At 32.4% G+C, this 19,909-nt stretch carries 18 protein-coding genes and 2 tRNA genes; 1 reads left to right on the top strand and 19 read right to left on the bottom strand.

Features of this window, described 5'->3' with window-relative positions:
- Positions 1–237 precede the first annotated feature (237 nt).
- From BT0_RS01865 to BT0_RS01955, 19 genes are all read right to left on the bottom strand, one after another.
- Complete coding sequence (locus BT0_RS01865) at positions 238–1,224, bottom strand: BMP family ABC transporter substrate-binding protein (RefSeq protein ID WP_041178465.1); 987 nt, start codon at positions 1,222–1,224, stop codon at positions 238–240.
- 63 nt (positions 1,225–1,287) lie between these two features.
- The gene (locus tag BT0_RS01870; RefSeq protein WP_011772332.1) at positions 1,288–2,358 is read right to left on the bottom strand and encodes a BMP family ABC transporter substrate-binding protein; all 1,071 of its coding nucleotides are present in this window, start codon (positions 2,356–2,358) and stop codon (positions 1,288–1,290) included.
- A gap of 161 nt (positions 2,359–2,519) precedes the next feature.
- The gene (locus BT0_RS01875; RefSeq protein ID WP_041178466.1) at positions 2,520–3,551 is read right to left on the bottom strand and encodes a BMP family lipoprotein; all 1,032 of its coding nucleotides are present in this window, start codon (positions 3,549–3,551) and stop codon (positions 2,520–2,522) included.
- 42 nt (positions 3,552–3,593) lie between these two features.
- Positions 3,594–4,607 carry a BMP family lipoprotein gene (locus BT0_RS01880; RefSeq protein ID WP_041178467.1) on the bottom strand — a complete coding sequence of 338 codons (1,014 nt, stop codon included), beginning with the start codon at positions 4,605–4,607 and terminating at the stop codon, positions 3,594–3,596.
- 74 nt (positions 4,608–4,681) lie between these two features.
- A complete protein-coding gene (rpsG, locus tag BT0_RS01885; protein WP_011772335.1) occupies positions 4,682–5,155 on the bottom strand; it encodes a 30S ribosomal protein S7 in 474 nt (157 codons plus the stop codon).
- 14 nt (positions 5,156–5,169) lie between these two features.
- A complete protein-coding gene (gene rpsL / locus BT0_RS01890; protein ID WP_011772336.1) occupies positions 5,170–5,544 on the bottom strand; it encodes a 30S ribosomal protein S12 in 375 nt (124 codons plus the stop codon).
- 62 nt (positions 5,545–5,606) lie between these two features.
- The gene (gene rpoC, locus BT0_RS01895; RefSeq protein ID WP_011772337.1) at positions 5,607–9,740 is read right to left on the bottom strand and encodes a DNA-directed RNA polymerase subunit beta'; all 4,134 of its coding nucleotides are present in this window, start codon (positions 9,738–9,740) and stop codon (positions 5,607–5,609) included.
- 14 nt (positions 9,741–9,754) lie between these two features.
- Positions 9,755–13,222, bottom strand: coding sequence for a DNA-directed RNA polymerase subunit beta (gene rpoB, locus BT0_RS01900; RefSeq protein WP_011772338.1), 3,468 nt, complete (start codon positions 13,220–13,222; stop codon positions 9,755–9,757).
- A gap of 85 nt (positions 13,223–13,307) precedes the next feature.
- Positions 13,308–13,679, bottom strand: a complete 372-nt coding sequence (gene rplL / locus BT0_RS01905; RefSeq protein ID WP_011772339.1) for a 50S ribosomal protein L7/L12 — start codon at positions 13,677–13,679, stop codon at positions 13,308–13,310.
- A 76-nt stretch (positions 13,680–13,755) separates the two neighbouring features.
- The gene (rplJ, locus tag BT0_RS01910) at positions 13,756–14,253 is read right to left on the bottom strand and encodes a 50S ribosomal protein L10 (RefSeq protein ID WP_011772340.1); all 498 of its coding nucleotides are present in this window, start codon (positions 14,251–14,253) and stop codon (positions 13,756–13,758) included.
- 10 nt (positions 14,254–14,263) lie between these two features.
- A complete protein-coding gene (rplA, locus tag BT0_RS01915) occupies positions 14,264–14,938 on the bottom strand; it encodes a 50S ribosomal protein L1 (RefSeq protein WP_011772341.1) in 675 nt (224 codons plus the stop codon).
- Entirely contained in the window at positions 14,938–15,372 is a 435-nt protein-coding gene (gene rplK, locus BT0_RS01920) for a 50S ribosomal protein L11 (RefSeq protein WP_011772342.1), read from the bottom strand. The genes rplA and rplK overlap by 1 nt, the downstream gene beginning before the upstream one ends.
- Before the next feature lie 53 nt (positions 15,373–15,425).
- Positions 15,426–15,980 (bottom strand): transcription termination/antitermination protein NusG, encoded by a 555-nt coding sequence (nusG, locus tag BT0_RS01925; RefSeq protein ID WP_011772343.1) that lies wholly within the window; start codon positions 15,978–15,980, stop codon positions 15,426–15,428.
- A 9-nt stretch (positions 15,981–15,989) separates the two neighbouring features.
- Positions 15,990–16,160, bottom strand: coding sequence for a preprotein translocase subunit SecE (secE, locus tag BT0_RS01930; protein ID WP_011772344.1), 171 nt, complete (start codon positions 16,158–16,160; stop codon positions 15,990–15,992).
- A gap of 30 nt (positions 16,161–16,190) precedes the next feature.
- Positions 16,191–16,262 (bottom strand) — tRNA-Trp (locus BT0_RS01935).
- 10 nt (positions 16,263–16,272) lie between these two features.
- The gene (gene rpmG / locus BT0_RS01940; protein ID WP_011772345.1) at positions 16,273–16,452 is read right to left on the bottom strand and encodes a 50S ribosomal protein L33; all 180 of its coding nucleotides are present in this window, start codon (positions 16,450–16,452) and stop codon (positions 16,273–16,275) included.
- 22 nt (positions 16,453–16,474) lie between these two features.
- Positions 16,475–16,547, bottom strand: a tRNA-Thr gene (locus tag BT0_RS01945).
- 85 nt (positions 16,548–16,632) lie between these two features.
- Positions 16,633–17,484 (bottom strand): hypothetical protein, encoded by an 852-nt coding sequence (locus BT0_RS01950; RefSeq protein WP_041178468.1) that lies wholly within the window; start codon positions 17,482–17,484, stop codon positions 16,633–16,635.
- 11 nt (positions 17,485–17,495) lie between these two features.
- Positions 17,496–18,518: a tetratricopeptide repeat protein gene (locus BT0_RS01955; protein ID WP_011772347.1), complete on the bottom strand. Its 1,023-nt coding sequence runs from the start codon at positions 18,516–18,518 to the stop codon at positions 17,496–17,498.
- 75 nt (positions 18,519–18,593) lie between these two features.
- Between BT0_RS01955 and BT0_RS01960 the strand changes: the two genes are divergently transcribed.
- The gene (locus BT0_RS01960) at positions 18,594–19,901 is read left to right on the top strand and encodes a hypothetical protein (protein ID WP_236842844.1); all 1,308 of its coding nucleotides are present in this window, start codon (positions 18,594–18,596) and stop codon (positions 19,899–19,901) included.
- Positions 19,902–19,909: the final 8 nt, after the last annotated feature.

The following is a 19,909-nucleotide window of genomic DNA, read 5'->3' on the forward strand; positions in this document are numbered from 1 at the left end:
TTATTATACATTATAATAATAACAAAATGAGACTGAAAACCAAAAATTTTAATATTAAACACAATTCTAAAGCTAAGCAATACCCAAGCAAAATAAATTAGTTAAAACTATATATTGCAACAACAGATTGATGTAACTTAAAATAATTAAAAAAGCTTAGGCCTAAATGATAATCACACAAGCCTAACTGATATTAAAGATGAAAATATATTTCTCAATAATTACTTAAAATAAAAACTAATTAACAAATTCTTTCAGGAATTTATTATAAGTACTCTCATTATTTGGAACAACAATCTTCCTGTTAATTATCTTTTCAGAAATATCATCTAATTCCTTTTCAAGCTTGAAAGAAATCATCTTAGGATTTTTAACAAAATCTAAAAAGCCCTCCCTTAACCCATAATTTAATATACGGCCCCCTTCAAAAGCATTAATTTTTAAGTAATTAGAAATTATAATATTCAAAATTCGTCCAATATCTTTGATTGAAGATGTAATTACACTATCAGGGGCAAGATGTGATTGATCCTGATCAACTCCAATAACATAAGACTCATCTCCAAAGTTGTGAGCAGCCTCAATAACTCCAAGTCCAGCTAAACCCGCAACATGATAAATAATGTCTACTTTATCTACATACATCTCATTTGCCATGTTTCTTCCAGTATTAATATTAACAAAACTGCCAATATACTTATTATCAATATTGATATTTCTATTTGCATACATAGCACCAGCCTCATATCCATACCTAAATGCATTAACAATTACATTATCAACTCCACCTAAAAATCCAATTTTACCCGTCTTAGATATCTTAGCTGCAATATAACCTACCAAAAATGCTCCTTCTTCATTTCTAAAAGTTATGGCTGATAAATTTTCAGGGATGACCAAATCACTATCATAAACAGGATCAATAATTACATATTTAATCTCTGGATTTTTTAAAGCAACAATAATAGCAGAATCACTAAGCTTATATCCAATTAACCAGATAAAATTTGAGCCATTATTCTTTAATGACTCAAGATCGGCTAAATAAGAATTTGAATTAGATTCCTTCATAACTATTTCCAATCCAAATTCTTTTTCTACTTTCTTAGCACCATCCCAAGCACCCTTATTAAAAGTCTTATCATCAAAGACTCCATCAACTAAAACGGCAATCTTAGCAAGATTACCATTAACTTTAGAATTAAAACATGAACAACACAACATACATAAAATTAAAAATAAATTCTTCACATAATATCTCCCTTTAAACCAATCTAATTAAAAAGTTTATAATCTTGCCTTAAATAAATCAAATTCATGTTCAGTAGAAGGTATAATAAGTTGCCCATTAACTATCTCAGTCTGAATCTTTGTCATGGTATCAAATAAATTATTGCCAATAATATTAGGATCTTTGACAATATCTATAACGCCTTCTTTTACTCCTTCTTCAATTATTCTACCACCATTAAATTTGTGTTTTTTTATAGCATCTAATGAAAAATTATATATTGTCTTTCCAACATCCTTAAGCACAGAAGTAATAACATGCCCAGGTGCAAGAGATGACTGATCCTTATTAATCCCAATGACGTAATGACCAGCTCCAAGCTTCTTTGCAGCAGAAAACACACCAAGTGCAGCAGGACCCATTACAGGAAAAATAACATCAACACCGTCCTCAATATACATATGCTCGGCAACAGATTTACCAGAAGCTTCGCTAAATTCGTCTAAAACTCTCTTTACAATCATTCTTGTTTTAGGTTCTGCGTAAAAAGCCCCTGCTCTAAAGCCGACTAAAAATCTCTCAACATATTTAATATTAACACCAGTCATAAATCCAATCCTATTACTCTTACTCATCTTAGCAGCAAGATAACCAGCTAAAAATGCTCCTTCCTCAGCTTTAAAATTAATAGCTAAAAAATTCTTAGGAATTAAAATATTATCATCATAACCAAAAGAATCTATAATGCCATAAGAAGTATTTGTATTTTCATGAGCAAGTCTTAAGGCAGAATCTGAAAAATGGGCACTAATAAACCAAATAAGATTGGCACCATCCTTTTGCAATGTGTAAACATCTTCTTCTAATACTTCACTAGCCGTCATTAACCTTTTGCCTTCAACAGGATAAGGTGTTAAAACTTTTGGAAGAAGCTTAATTTCAAATTCATTTGTTATTTTAACGGCACCCTCAAAAGCATTTTGGAAATATCCTTTATCATCAAAATTACCTGGAAACATGATTCCCATAATAATTTGTCTGTCAACAAAAGAAGAAGACTCTTTTGAAGAAAAACAAGATACAAACAATAAAATAAATAAAATTATAAAACATAAATTATTTGACACAACCTATCCTCTCCTTATAAAATAGCTTTAAACATTTTTTAATTTTTAACAAACTATCAACAATAATAATAAGTTATAAATATCAAAATTTACCTTACATAAAATAAAGGTAAATTTAAAAAAATAAACATTAATGAAATTGCCTCTCTCTAAGCAAGAAATCAATTCAATAGATTATAAATATCTAAAAACTTATTATATTCGTCAAGATTACTTGGAACTGAAATATCGCCACTAACTATTTTATCTTCTATAGTTTCAATCTCGACTTTAATATCATCCTTGATGGAATCATGCTTAACAATACTTACAGAACCGTTTTTAAGTCCTAATTTTAATACTTTTCCACCATCAAAATCATTCGTATTCAAATAATTCTTTGTTATTTCATAAATAGAATTCCCAACATTTTTAACAACTGACGTTAAAACATTATCAGGTGCAAGATATGACTGATCTTGATCAACTCCAACGATATAATATCCAGCTCCAAGTTCCTTTGCAACCTCAATAGCACCAAGACCTGCAAGGCCTGCTGCTACAAATATGACATCGGTACCATCTTCGTACATCTTCAAAGCAATAGTCCTAGCTAAAGATAAATCCACAAATGATTCCAAATACTGAGAATTCAACTCAATATCTTTATTTGCATATTTAGCACCAGCTTCATATCCATATCTGAAGGCATTAATAACTACACCTTCCATTCCACCTAAAAACCCAATTTTACCTGTTTTAGATGTCTTAGCAGCTAAATATCCAGCTAAAAATGAAGCCTCTTCAACTTTAAACGAGAGGCCAAGAAAATTATCAGGTAAATTTATATCATCTTCATAAGTAACATCAATCATTCCATAATTAACATCTTTATTAAGGGTAGCGGCCTGCTCAGTAGCTTCTTGAAGTCTAAAACCAACTCCCCAAATAATGCTGGAACCTTTATCTTTAAGATCTTCTAAATCACTCGCATAAGCAGTACTTGTTGAAGCTTTGCCAATAATCTCAACTCCAAAACCTCCTTCTAACATTTGAGAACCTTTCCAAGCATCCTCACCAAATGATTTGTCATCAAAAGTTCCATCAACTATCAGAGAAATTATGGGCTTTGCCAAAGATTTAGAAGTCAATGATTTTTTATCACAACCTAAAAAAGTTAACACAACAAAAATGAACATTACGAATTTATTCATATAAAAACTCCTCATAGTTATATTGTTATATTAGCTCTTATGTCACAGATTAACAACAAAGTCACCATAAGATTTTTCGTCTTTAGGAACTTTAATCTCATTACCAACTATTTTGTTTTTAATTTCTGAAAGAAAATCATAATCTTTGATTAAATCTAAACTTATTGATTTATTAAGAATCAAATCAAGTGCTCCATCTTTAAGTCCAAATTCTAAATTATCTCCACCATTCCACTTGCCAAAGTCTAGATAAGATCTCATCAAATCTAACATAACTAAGTCAACCCTCTTAACATATGATAAAAGTACATTATCAGGTGCAAGATATGACTGATCCTGATCAACACCAATAATGTAATGTCCATTTCCAAGCTCTTTTGCAACCTCAATAGCACCAAGACCTGAGAGGCCTGCTGCCGTAAATATAATATCAACCCCAGAAGCATACATCTTACTTGCCATTAAATGGCCAAGAGAGAGATCCGAGAATGTCCCCACATACTGGGAATTCAACTCAATATTCTTATTTGCATATTTAGCACCAGCTTCATATCCATATCTGAAGGCATTAATAACTACACCTTCCATTCCACCTAAAAATCCAATCTTACCTGTTTTAGATGCATTAGCGGCCAAATACCCAACTAAAAACGCTCCTTCCTCAGATCTAAAATTTACATTCACTAAATTTTTGGGCAACTCAACATCTTCTGAGTAAGCACCTTCAATAATCCCATAATGCACATTGGCATTTTCAAGAGATTTTCGCAAAAACGTATCTGTAAACTTAAAACCAACTCCCCAAATTAAACTAGAACCACCTTCTTCCAATATTCCAATATCTGCTAAATAATCAGAAACCTTGGATTCTTTCCGAATTATATTAACTTTAAACTCTTCTTTAATTTGAGCCATTGCATTGGAAGAACTCTCATTAAAACCTCTATCATCAAAAGTCCCATCGACAATGACAGAAATAGTATCAGAAAGTGAAGTTTGATCTCGTGAACCTGAACAACCTAGAATAAAAAAAAACAAAAAAACCTTTTTTAACATATAGATACCCCTCATCAATTATATCTAAGATCAACAAACCTCACAACAATATGTATGAAAAAGGTGTTTTACTATTACCATCTGTAATGTGTGAAGGCTCTATTTGCCTCTGCCATTCTGTGAGTATCTTCTCTCTTCTTAAAAGCAACACCTGTTGAATTATAAGAATTAACAAGTTCATTTCCCAATTTTTCTTGCATTGATTTTCCACTTGCTTTTCTGGCAGCTGCAATAATCCACTTCATTGCCAATGCCTCACGCCTTTCCTCTCTAACTTCAACTGGAACTTGATAAGTGGCACCACCAACCCTTCTACTTCTAACCTCTACCAATGGCTTAACATTATCTAAGGCCTTACTAAAAGCAGCAACCTTATCAACCTCCTCAGTTTTTTCTGCAAGAAGATCAATTGAATTATAAACTATGGCTTCACTGATGGATTTTTTTCCATCATACATCATTCTATTCACAAATTTAGCAATAACTTGAGAATCATACTTAGAATCTTTAAAGACCTTCTTTTTAATTTTTTTACTCTTTCTTGACATACAATTTATACCTCCTAAGCTTTTGGTTTCTTAGTTCCATACTTAGAACGACCTTGCTTCCGATTATTAACACCAAGAGTATCCTTAGCTCCTCTGATGATATGGTACCTAACACCTGGCAAATCTTTAACTCGTCCACCTCTAATTAAAACAACTGAATGCTCTTGTAAATTATGTCCAATTCCTGGAATATAAGCTGTTACTTCAAATCCATTTGAAAGCCTAACACGGGCTACTTTTCTTAAAGCTGAATTAGGTTTCTTAGGTGTAACCGTCATTACACGAGTACAAATTCCTCTTCGTTGAGGACAATTTTGAAGCGCAGGAGATGCTGTCTTTTCTTTTTGACTCTTTCTTGGCTTCCTAATTAGTTGATTGATTGTAGGCATCTATGCTCCCTTTTTCCTAATTTTACCAATAAATGGTATCAAATATACAATTTATTTTCAAGCTACATTTCAGAGCTTGAATTTTCCCTCACCTTAACTCTTTTATATAAATTCATACCTGTTCCGGTAGGAATTAAATGTCCAATCACAACATTTTCTTTAAGACCTTTAAGATCATCGACACTACCTGCAATTGAAGCATCTGTTAACACTTTAGTTGTTTCTTGGAAAGAAGCAGCTGAAATAAATGAATCGATATTAAGAGATGCCTTTGTTATCCCAATAAGGATTGGACTAGCTACTGCAGGCTCACCACCCTGTTCAATTACCCTTTTATTTTGCTCATAAAAAGTATGCTTATCCACCTTTTGATTATAAACAAAATTAGTATCACCTACAGACACAATCTTAACTTTCTTCATCATCTGTTTAATGATCACACCAATATGCTTATCATTAATACTTACACCCTGCTTCCTATAAACATCCTGAATTTCTGCTAATAAAAATTCTTGCAAACTAATTCCACCAAGGATTTCAAGAACATCATGAGGATTAATTCTTCCATCACAAAGCATATCTCCAGCCTTAACAACGTCTCCATCCCTAACTAAAAGATGTTTCCCAGCAGGAATATAATGCTTATGCTCAACTCCATACTCATCTAAAACATTAATGAGTCTTTTACCTTTTTGAATCGCTTTAAACTGAACAACTCCACTTACCTTAGCCATCTCAGTCAAATTCTTTGGAATTCTTGTCTCAAACAAATCATTAACCCTAGGAAGACCACCAGTAATATCTTGAGTTTTTTCAGAACCTTTGGAAAGTTTAGCAATGATATCTCCTATATCAATGTCTTGTCCATCCTCAACTTGCAGATAAGCATCTCCAGGAAGAACATAAGATGCAATCTCAATTCCTCTATCATTAATAATTAAAATCCTAGGATCAAGAGACTCAAAAACTTGATCCGTAATTCTCTTTTCAATATTTCCTGTTTCAAGGTTTATTTCTTCTTTAAGAGTTGTTCCTAAAATAATATCTTTAAATTTAACTTTTCCCCTAACTTCAGCAATAATTGGTTCCGCAAATGGATCAAATGTTCCAATTACACGCCCAGCCTCAACATAATCACCCACATTTACCTCAAGTTTCGTACCAGTCTTGAGAGATATCTCCTGCTCTTCAGAGACAATCATCAGCTTGTTATCTTTAATTCTAACATAACCAATATGAGATGATAATACATCAATACCATCCTTGCTTGTAAACAAAGGCATTCCCTTAATTACCTTTTGAGAATCTAATACCTTAAACTCTTTAATATCCTTAATATCTTCTTCATAAATAACATTTATTACTCTTAAAGTTCCTTTTCTTGTAAAAAGCAATCCACCATCAACTTGCACATTAAATCCCTCTAGTCCATTAAGAATAAAAGAGTTCTTAAGCGCAATCTTATCATCTTCACTACCAGCCTGTGCAACTCCCCCAATGTGAAAAGTTCTCATGGTAAGCTGTGTTCCTGGCTGACCTATTGACTGAGCTGCTATTATCCCAACAGCTTCTCCAATATTAACAGGCTTATTATTTGAAAAGTCACGTCCATAACATTTTTGACAAACTCCATGCTCAGCTTCGCAGGTCAAAACAGATCTAATTACAAGCTTGTCAATACCAACGGTTTCCAATAACTTTATCTTATCCTCTGTAATTTCTTCATTTACATCTAAAATAATCTCGCCCGTAATAGGACTTTTTATTCTCTCAATTGAATAACTACCAACGGCTTTTTCTCTTAAAGGCTCAACTATTTCTTCACCATTCTTTAAAGCCTCAACTTTTATACCATTAATAGTTCCACAATCTTCTATTCTAACAACAACATCCTGAGCAATATCTACCAATCTTCGCGTTAAATATCCGGCATCCGCTGTCTTAAGAGCTGTATCTGCAAGTCCCTTTCTTGCACCATTTGTAGAGATAAAGAACTCTATAACAGAAAGCCCTTCTTTAAAATTAGAAATAATTGGAAGTTCAATAATATCTCCAGAGGTTTTAGCCATCAATCCTCTCATTCCCGCAAGCTGTCTTATCTGATTTCTACTTCCACGAGCACCAGAATCAGCCATCATATAAATCACATTAAATCCATCTCTATCTTTTTTAAGAATTTCCATCATCTTATTGGTAAGCTCTTCATTTGTCTTTGACCAAACAGAAACAACATTGTTGTATCTCTCTTCTCCAGTAATAACACCTTTAGTATAATCATTCTGAATTTTTGCAATTTCTCTATTAGCCTTATCCACATATACTTTCTTCTCTTCAGGCACAATAATATCGCTCATACTTATTGTACATCCAAATTTAGTAGCATATTTAAACCCAAGCTCCTTAATAATATCCAACATTTCAATTACAATAGAGGAACCATATACAACATAAACTTCAGAAATCAAATTCTGTAACTCATAATCACTAAGGGTTTTATTTACAAATGAAATTTTACCTGGTAAAGCCTCATTAAATACAACACATCCTGCCGTAGTTTCTATATACTCACCATCAACCTTTACATAAATCCGTGCATTATAGTCTAGACTTTTATTATTAATCGCAAGAAGAACATGATTGAAATTAGAGAACTTACGCCCTTCTCCCACTACATTTTTCCTCTCCATGGTTAAGTAATAAAGACCTAATACAATATCTTGAGATGGAAATACAATAGGATGTCCGTTTGCAGGATTTAACAAATTATTAGTTGACAACATCAAAGCCCAACTTTCAGCCTGTGCTGCAGGTGTTAAAGGAACATGTACAGCCATCTGATCACCATCAAAATCAGCATTATATGCATGACAAACAAGAGGATGTAATTTAATTGCCTTACCTTCAACTAACACTGGTTCAAAAGCTTGTATTCCCAGCCTGTGAAGTGTTGGGGCCCGGTTTAAAAGCACAGGATGCTCTTTAATAACATTGTCTAAAATCTGCCATACTTCATCTACTTCTTGTTCAATTAGACTCTTTGCTCGCTTTATGTTAAATACGGATTCACTCTCAATCAATTTTCTAATTACAAATGGCTTAAAAAGCTCAAGCGCCATCTTTGCAGGAATACCACATTGATGTAGCTTAAGTTCAGGTCCCACAACAATTACAGAACGACCTGAATAATCAACTCTCTTTCCAAGAAGGTTTTGCCTAAATCTACCTTGTTTACCCTTTAGTGCATCAGAAAGAGATTTAAGAGGTCTATTGGATGTACCCTTCACAACCTTTCTCTTATGAGAATTATCAAAAAGAGAATCAACTGATTCTTGTAACATTCTTTTTTCATTTCTGACAATAATCTCAGGGGCATTAAGAAGCAAAAGTTTTCTTAACCTATTATTTCTATTTATTACTCTTCTATAGAGATCATTGAGATCAGAAGTAGCAAATCTTCCACCATCAAGCTGAACCATTGGTCTAATTTCTGGAGGAATAACAGGAAGAACATCCATAATCATCCATTCTGGCTTATTTCCAGAAACTTTAAAATTTTCAATGATCTCAAGACGTCTTAAAAGTTTTTTATCTGTCTTATCATCTTTATCAATCATCTGAAGTCTAAGCTTAGATGAAAGTTCATCAAGATCAAGGTTCTCAAGTAAAGTTTTAATGGCCTCAGCACCCATTGAAGCACTAAAAGACATCCCATATCTCTCTTTTGCTTCAGAGTATTCATCTTCATTTAAAAGTTGCATCTTTTTAAGATCAGTATCACCTGGCTCAATTACGATATACTTTTCATAATAAAGAATAGAGTTTAAATTAGAAGCCGTAATATCAAGTAAAAGACCAATTCTAGAAGGAATATATTTATAATACCAGATATGAGCAACAGGAGCTGAGAGTTCAATATGCCCCATTCTCTCACGCCTAACTTTAAAATGAGTCACCTCAACATTACAACGATCACAAATAATACCCTTATACCTTATTGACTTAAACTTTCCACAATAACATTCCCATTCTTTAGTAGTTCCAAAAATTCTCTCGCAAAAAAGACCATCTTTCTCAGGTCTCAAAGTTCTATAGTTAATAGTTTCAGATTTTTTAACCTCTCCATAAGACCAACTCCTAATTTGATCAGGAGATGCTATCTTTATTCTTATCTTTTCAAAATCTTTTATCTCTTTCATAAAACCCTCAAAACCTAAGTTTTATTAATTAATTCCTCTTCCTTTTCTGTTAAAGGAATTTGATTGCCATTATCATCATAAATTGATAAATCAAAACCAAGACCTCTTAGTTCTTGCATCAAAACATTAAAAGATTCAGGAATTCCAGATACATTGGTAGGAATACCTTTAACAATATTCTCATATATTTTAACTCTACCTGACATATCATCTGATTTCACTGTTAAGAGCTCTTGAAGAGTATAAGCAGCTCCATAAGCTTCAAGTGCCCAAACTTCCATCTCTCCAAGTCTTTGACCACCAAATTGTGCCTTTCCTCCAAGAGGTTGTTGAGACACAAGTGAATAAGGACCTGTAGATCTTGCATGCATCTTATCGTCAACAAGGTGATGCAGCTTAAGCATATATATAATTCCAACCATTACCTCATTCTCAAATGGTTCCCCTGTATATCCATCATATAAAATTGCTTTTGATGTTTCATTAAATCCGGCTTTTTTCAACTTTTCTTGAATACATTCATTTGTAGCAGATTCAAACACAGGAACATCATAATATTCACTAAGATATTTACCAGCAAGACCAAGCTGAGATTCCATCAATTGCCCAATATTCATACGAGAGGGTACTCCTAAAGGATTTAGACATATATCAAGAGGGGTTCCATCTGCAAGATATGGCATATCTTCAACAGGAAGGATCTTTGCAACTACACCCTTATTTCCATGTCTTCCTGCCATTTTATCACCCTCTTTAAGTCTCCTTTTCTTGGCAACATAAACCTTTAATATTTCGTCAACACCAGGTGGAAGATTACCAACATCATTCTTAGTAATTCTTTGAACATCAATTACAGTACCCTCAGTACCATGTGGTACTTTGAGTGAATTATTCTTAACATCTTTAGCCTTTTCACCAAAAATAGATGTCAAAAGTTTAAATTCAGGAGTAATATCTCCCTCTGATTTTGGTGTAACCTTACCAATTAAGATATCACCCGGCTTTACATAAGTACCTATCCGTACAATTCCATTTTCATCAAGTTTATTTAATATCTTTCCACTAACATTGGGAATATCAGCTGTAACTTTCTCAGGTCCAAGCTTAGTCTCCCTTACCTCAATACTAAATTCTTTAATATGAATTGAAGTGTAAAGGTCTTCCTTTACAATTCTCTCCGAGATTAATATAGCATCTTCATAATTGAATCCATTCCAAGGGATAAAACCAACCAACAAATTGTTCCCAAGGGCCAGTTCTCCATATCTAGTAGCAGGACCATCAGCTATTATTTCACCCTTATTAACTACTTGGCCTTCCTTAATTAAAACTGAATGGTTAAAAGAAGTGTCCTGATTTGTCCTTTCATATTTTGCAAGTTCATATTCATCTAAATCATGCTCATCATCAGCATTATCAGGTCTGATAACTATTCTTTTGCTCGTTGCCAATACAACTGTACCTGATCTTTTTGCCTTAATAACAACACCAGAATCCTTTGCGACTATTCGCTCCATACCAGTACCAACAATAGGGGGTTGTGGAAATAACAAAGGAACTGCCTGACGTTGCATATTTGAACCCATAAGGGCACGGTTTGCATCATTATGTTCAAGAAAAGGTATTAATGCCGAAGAAACAGAAATTAACTGTCTAGGTGAAACATCCATATAATCAATATTCTTAGGAATCATTGTAGTATAATCACCAGACACTCTAACGGAAATTAAATCATCAATATAATTACTCTCAGCATTAACAGCAGCATTTGCCTGAGCAATACATTTTTTCTCCTCATCAATTGCAGACAAATACTCGATCTCATCAGTAACCTTGCCATTAATTACTTTTCTATAAGGGGTTTCTAGGAACCCATAATCATTTACCTTTGCATAAGTAGCTAAAGAAACAATAAGACCAATATTTGGTCCCTCAGGAGTTTCAATAGGACACATTCTACCATAATGGGTATAATGCACATCCCTTACTTCAAAACCTGCACGATCTCTTGAGAGTCCTCCGGGTCCTAAAGCATTAAGACGCCTTTTATGCGTCAATTCAGCTAAAGGATTAACCTGATCCATAAATTGTGAAAGCTGACTAGTTGCAAAAAATTCTTTAACAGCAGAAACAATAGGCTTAACACTTATTAATTCTTGGGGTTTAAGATTAAACACTTCTTTATTAGACATTCTATCTTTTGCAATTTTCTCTACCCTTGACATTGCGCCTTTATATATATTTGTAAGCAATTCACCAACAGAACGAACTCTTCTATTTCCAAGATGATCAATGTCATCAAGAACATCATGCCCATCATATATTCTTAAAAGATGAGATATCGTATTTACTATATCTGTCATAGTAAGAACTGAAGTCGTTAAGTCATTAAGACCAAACTTTTTAGAAAGCTTATATCGTCCCACATGACCAAGATCATATCTCTTCTCTGAAAAAAACACAGTTCTTAAATCATTCTCAGCATTATCAATGGATATTGGCTCTCCAGGTAAAAGCACACTATAAACCGCAAGCATCACAGATTCCCTTGAAAGCTCCTTAAATCCATCCTTTAAAGAAAAATAAGCATCTTCCTTCTCGAAACAGTTCAAAATAACATCAGAACTGATAAAATGTTTCCCAGGAACACTATCATATCCATCAAAATCAATAAGGTCTATTTCTTTTACCCCATTTTGCAAGAAATCTTCAATATCTTGCAAAGTTATTTTATCACCTGCACGATAAGTCATATTTTCTTTTATGGTAATGTTTACTGCTAAATATTGCCCTGTAATTTCTCTTTTAGTATCTTCATTTACTTCAATTTTTTTAATCTTATAAAAAGTTTCAATTATCTTTTCTCTAGTATCAAGACCTAAAGCTCTTAAGAAAAGAGTAACAAGTATTCTTTTTTTTCTGTCTATCTTAACATAAAGGTAATCTTTTTTTGAATCAATCTCAAATTCCAACCAAGAACCACGATAAGGAATAATACGAGCATAATATAAGTCTTTTTCCTTGTAAAAAACAACCCCAGGAGATCTATGAATCTGCGACACAATTACTCTCTCAGCACCATTAACAATAAAAGTTCCTCTATCAGTCATTAAAGGAATAGTCCCCATATAGACATCTTTTTGTCTTATCTCTCCTGTTGTTAGAAACTGCAAATTTAATCTTATTTTTAAAACCGCCTCATAACTTTGGCCCTTTCTTTTGCATTCCTTTTCAGTAAAACTAAGAGAATCATATTCAACATAGTATTTCTCATATTCAAGCGCAACTTCACCATTGCTACTTTTCATAGGAAAAACATCCCTAAAAACAGATTCAAGGCCTTCATTAAGCAAAGGTTTATTATTCTTTAATCTATCAAGCTGCAAAAATTTTTCATAAGAATTCAATTGTATTTCTATTAGGTTAGGTAAGTCTAAGATTTCTTCGGCTTTTCCTTGTCCTAGATGAACCCTTTTTATCATTAAAAGACTCCTTTTTTAAGACACAATAAACCACATGCCACTAAAATGACATGTGGAATAACAAATCTGGCATATTTTTAATGTTTTATTTAATTTCAACTTTTGCACCAACTGCTTCTAGTTTCTTCTTTATATCCTCAGCATCTGCTTTTGAAACACCTTCCTTAATTGCCTTAGGTGCAGCTTCAACTAAAGCTTTAGCCTCTCCAAGTCCAAGTCCAGTAACAGCTCTTACTTCTTTAATAACGTTTATTTTACTATCTCCAAAAGACATAAGCATTACATCAAATTCAGTTTGTTCTTCAGCATCAACTGAAGCAGGCCCAGATCCAGCAGCAACAGCAACTGCAGCAGCAGTAACTCCAAATTTTTCCTCAATAGCTGTTATAAGCTCAACGACTTCAGATGTCTTGGCTTCCTCAAGCCATGTTAAAATATCTTCTTTACTTAGTGCCATATTAACTTAACTCCTTTCATTTACATTATTTCAAACAGTGATAGCATGCACTGTATTAAGACTAACACTGTTCTGATTAAACTTTAACATCTTTAACATCAGACAAAGCCTTTAAAGTTCTTGCAAGTTTTGAAATTGGTGCTTTAAGCACATTCATAAACAAAGAAATAGATTCCTTTTTAGTAGGAAGTTTACTATACGCATTAAGTTTAGCTTCATCATAAACCTCTCCTAAAACAAAACCTCCCTTAACTTTTAAAGAGCTAGTTTTAACAAACTCATAAAAAATTTTTGCAATCACATTAGCCTCATCAACAGCGGTAACAACAGCTGTTGGTCCTAAAAGATAAGAATCAAGACCTTCCATATGTTTATCTTTTAGAACTCGCTTCATTATATTGTTTTTTACAACCTTTAATTCACCCTTCTCATTTTCAACTCTATTTCTCAACTCAGTAAGCGTTGCTACTGTTAAACCCCTGTAATCTAGAAAAAAAACACTATCCTTACCATCTAAAAACTCTTTCAACAAATTAAACATTTCAACCTTTTTAGGATTTATCTTTGCATGCATAATTCAACTCCTAAACAAAATCAATCTTCACAGAAGGTCCCATGGTAGATGACATATACACACTATCCACAAAAGTACCTTTTAAATCGCTTGGGCGTCTTTTAAGTAATTCCTTAATAAATTCATCATAATTTTCCTTCACCTTATTGTTATCCATAGAAGACTTACCAACAGAAAAATTGATAACACCATTTTTATTTGCCCTAAACTCTGTACGTCCCTTCTTAAGACTAGCTATTGTACCCTTTAAATCATTTGTAATCGTTTGTGTCTTAGGATTTGGCATTAAACCTCTCTTACCTAATATAGGACCAAGTTTCCCCACATCTTTCATCATATCAGGTGTTGCAACAACAACATCAAAATCACTAAAACCACCTTTAACCTTATTAATAAGATCATCATCTCCAACATAAACAGCACCAGCTTCCCTTGCTTCCTCAGCTTTATCACCCTTTGCAAAAACAAGTATTCGCTTTTCTCTCATAAACTGATTTGGCAAAACAACTGTATCTCTAACTGTATGATTCTTCTTTAAATTGAGATTAACAGATACATCTATAGTTTCATCAAATTTAACAAATTTGATCTCTTTTAATAAAGAGATTGCATCATCTATGCTGTAAGATTTAAGCTTATCTACCTTAGATAAAGCCTGAATATATTTTTTTCCACTCTTAGCCATTATTTTTCCACCTCAACACCCATAGAACGAGCACTTCCTGCAATGATTTTAAATGCAGCAAGTTCAGTTTTTGCATTTAAATCAGGCATTTTAACTCTTGCAATTTCCATTACTTTTTCTTTTGATATAGTTCCAACCTTTTCTGTATTTGATTTTTTAGAACCTGTCTCTATACCAACAGCCTTCTTAATCAAAACTGAAGCCGGAGGAGTTTTTACAATAAATGAAAAACTCTTATCAGCATAAACAGTAATAATAACAGGAACGATAATTCCTGGCTCCATTTTTGCTGTTCTCTCATTAAATTCCTTAACAAACTGAGGCCCACTAACACCATGAGGTCCAAGGGCTTGACCTATTTTAGCTCCTGGAGCAGCTTGAGCAGCTGGAACTTGAAGCTTAACCCAAGCAATTTCTCTTTTTTTCTTAGACATAAATAACTCCTTATGGTAATAACGCCTTTAAGCTCCCATTAATATACTAATTATTAAACTTTCTCTATATGCTGAAAATCAACCTCAACAGGAGTTGATCTCCCAAAAATTTGAACTGCAACCTTCAATTTCTTTTTTTCATAGTCGATAGATCCAATAACACCCTCAAAAGAATCAAAAGGACCTCCTTTAATTCTAACTCTCTCACCTTCTTCAAAATCATAAAGTATAAAAATAGATTTATCTGCCTTAATCTCGCCAGCAAGCATAAAAACACTCTTAACTTCCTCATCACTAATTGGAAAAGGTTTTTGCTCTTTATTAGTACCAACAAAATTGACAACACCGGGTATCTTAATAATATTAGCTACAGTGCTTTTCCACTCCTGTTCAGGCAAATCTAACTCAATGAGAATATAACCCGGCCAAATTCTTCTCTCCCGTATCCGCTTTTTCCCGTTTTTTATCTCTTCTACCCTTTCAATAGGGGCCTTAACATCTAAAACATTACTACCAAAAACGCCCTCACTGATCAAAAGTTTTATCTCTTGTTCTACCTTTCTCTCATACTGAGAAAAAGTCTGTAACACATACCAGGCCCTGGACATAATCTTTCCTTAAAATACATAAGTTATAGCAAGATACATGATATAATCTACTATACCTAAAAAAATAGAAATAAAAACAACCAACCAAAAAACCTGTTTTCCGCTGCCTATTACTTCACCATACTTAGGCCATGTTATTTTTTTAAGTTCCAAAACACTCTCTTTAACAAATTTAAACATTTAAAAGCCTCTCTTTAACAATACAGACAACAGGCCAGGAGGGACTCGAACCCCCAACATGCGGTTTTGGAGACCGCCGTTCTGCCCTTGAACTACTGACCTATCACTTTAATTATTTTATTTTACCTTCTTTATGAAGAGTATGCTTCCTGAGAATTGGACAATACTTCATTAATTCTAATTTTTCTTGTTTATTACGCCTATTCTTAGTAGTCGTATAATTTCTAATTCCTGTTTCCTCACATACTAAAGCTATAAGCTCAACAGCACCTTTACCTTTCTTCTTGCCCATAATAATACTCCTGACTACAAAAAGCCCTCAATCGGATTTGAACCGACGACCGCCACCTTACCATGGTGGTGCTCTACCACCTGAGCTATAAGGGCATTACTTCCCTTTATAATAAACTCTTATATCATGTTAATTTATTATCTTAAAAAAGACAAGCCCCCAAATTATATTTTCAGACTCTTATTTAATAATAACAAGCTTACCCTGTCTTAAAAGATTAACATTATTTTTATTTGAAAATATCTTATTAATAGAATACTTATCAAGTATGATATCTGAATGATTTTTACCATACACTCCTTTAGCAATTAACCTTAAAGGATAATTTCCAACTCTATCTTTATTCTTATAAGAGATGTCATTCGTATATTCAAGCATCCCCCACTTCCTAAGTGCATCTGGCTCAACCATTTTCTTATCAAAATAAAGCTTAATATCTTCATCATAAATCCTAATAAAAAAAGCATCCGTTAATTTTACAACGCCACCTGAGGAAAATTGATAATCATCACCCGCATAAATAATGATTCCAGTATAAACAAACTGATCAACACTTGTATCCATCAATGGATAAAAAGCCATATAAGGCTTACTATGAGCTATAAACAAGTTCACAAAATCAGGAAAAAGACAAAGCTCATACCTAACAGTTATGCTTTTCAAATCTTCTGAATATTTCGTATATCCTCTCTTTAAAATGCTATCAAGTCCTGAAAAATAAAGTATTAAATGGGGATCAGAATCAAAATAATCCTTAAAAGTATTATCAGAATCAATTATCATTTCAAAAAGAGACTGTCTTATTAAAGTATCCTTAAAATCATTAACACTAAACACTAATCTAGACGTAGAATCAAGCCCAACTCTGCCAAATTTATCCTCATCTACCGGTTTAATAATATCAAAATAAATGATCTTTGTATCCCAATCAATCGTTCTCTTTATGCTAGACTTAGATAAAGAATCATTTACAATAGAGACATTAGAATAAAATAAAAATAAAAAACTCAAAAGTCTACTTAGTAAATTCACATTAAAACTCCCTACTTTTTCCCCAGATAAACACCTATCCAAGCCCAACCATTATTAATTTCTGGATCTTTTGGATAAGAAATTTTTTTAAAGACAAAATACCATTCCCAAATGTGCTCCCAACCACTAGATCCAAGATAAGATATATCATCACTAGAATCAGCCTCAAAACTACTTGCAAACTGTATCCCATTCTTTCGCCTACTTCCAAGCTTAATCATCGTTGTTAAAAAACTGTTTGTATTAATTGAATTGCTTTTACCACCCCTTTGATCCCAACTTTGAATAAAAAAATTATGCTTATCCCTTATACTCAATAATTTTGTGGTATTCCCAGAAAAAATATATCTTTTAACATCTTGAATCAAGTCATTTAAATTTCTATAAATTATAAAATCTGGATTATTATAATAATTAACCTTAGTAATCACACCAGAATAGTCTATTGAATCTATTCTTAAGTCTGACCTTGGAATTGAAAGCAATTTATTATAATAAAAATACGCCTCATCATAATTTTGAATACTCTCTAAACTTAAAGCAAGATTGTAATAATAATTACCCCTATCTGAATTAGTAAGACTTTCTGCATGATCATCAAGCAATAGCTTATAATAACGTATTTTGTGTCCAGCTTCAATATTTAAATTGATAACTCTTTTTGCAATATCTAATTTTACAGAGCTATTTTCATAAATGTAATCATCAAAATTATCAACAACATATCTATAATAGGTAAAAGCCACTAAGTCTTCCTTAATGGAAGAATATATATTACCCATCAAATAAAAATATAAAGGATAATATTCTCTACTCTCATAATGAGCAATTTCTTGATTTACAGACCTTAAAGCATCTTGATAATCTTTATTGCGCATATGAATGTCGACTATCCTATCAACAATAAGAAATCTATCTAAACCTTTTTTACTTGACTCTTCTAAAAGACTTACGAGACTTTGAATTTCGCTCTGCTTAATCTTACAACAGCTAAAAACCAGCATTAGTCCAAACGCTTGAATTAATAACTTCATTATTTTTATTATATAATAAAGGTCATGTATAACAAAACATACCTTAGGGTCAATAAAAACTATCAGGATTTTAACATGAATAAAAAATTAATTTATATCTTATTGCTAATATTATTTCTATCTTGTTTTAATAAAAACAACAAATATGGTATTGTCCTAGACTCAAAAAATAGAGAAAAATTGCCAAATGGATCACTTGTCAAAATAGAAGATGCTAATCAAGAGAAAAAAACAGTAACAATAAACTATAATGGAATAAAATTTATCGTACATAAATTTACGATAGAAGAGTTTCAAACAAAAAAAGAAGCAGAAAATTTCAAGCTAAGTATTCAACCATACGTAAACAAATATGCCATAAGTAAAAAAGATCTCTTACCTTTAAGAACATCTCCAGACAGTTATAGAGAAAACATAATATATAGAATTTCGAAAGAATCTATATTGAAAATCATACACATTGGGAAAGACACAGAAGTAGGCTCACTTAAAGGAAAATGGCTATACGTTTTAACAAAAGATGGACACAAAGGTTATGTTTTTGATTATGCACTTGAAGTTTTCGATAATATTACAGGTACAATACTCACAAACCCACTAGATCAAGTCTCACAGAATGACATAATCAATACATTTAATAATATTAAATACTTAAGACCACTTTACTATGAAAAAATGATCGCCTATAACACTTATAACACTAACTTACTAAGAGAAGAGTATGGGTTGTTTTTTACTCCCAAAAATGAAATAATAATCAATATACCCGAATTAAGCTTACATTTCAAATTCGATATTGTTGAGGAAGTAAAACCTAATGGGTTTTTATTTAGATCTAAAACTTCAGAGGAAGATTTTATTCTCTTAACAAAAGAAACTCAAAATTACTACAAGTCAATCATAAAAGTTAAAGAACATAATTTTGAGTCAAAATTCGTTATTATTGAACAAAATGTCGAAAAAATTATCCTTGAATCAAAAAAACAAAATCAAAATCTAATAAATAGATTAATATCTTATGGAACATTAATAAATACACAATACGGAAATATTGAATTTAAGAGCGATCAAACTTTCATTTGGAAAGTAGACAAAAAAATTTATAATTTTCCAAGTTCTGGAACATTTGAAATAATAGGGCTTAGTCCAAATTTACAAATTTCATATAAAAAAGCTATCAAATTAATGACTAAGGAAAGAGAAAAATATTTTTGTCTACTAGACTATACAGACAATGCCTTACAACTCATATTTATATCTCCTAAAAATGTTAAAGACGATTTAATAATAATTGATGACAAGGATAAAATTGCGGTTATACTGTTTAATAATGCTCAGTCTAATCAAGAGATAATTAAACAACAATCTCAGAAAACTATTTAAAGGTAAAA

The organism is Borrelia turicatae 91E135 (genome assembly GCF_000012085.2).
Lineage (GTDB): Bacteria > Spirochaetota > Spirochaetia > Borreliales > Borreliaceae > Borrelia > Borrelia turicatae.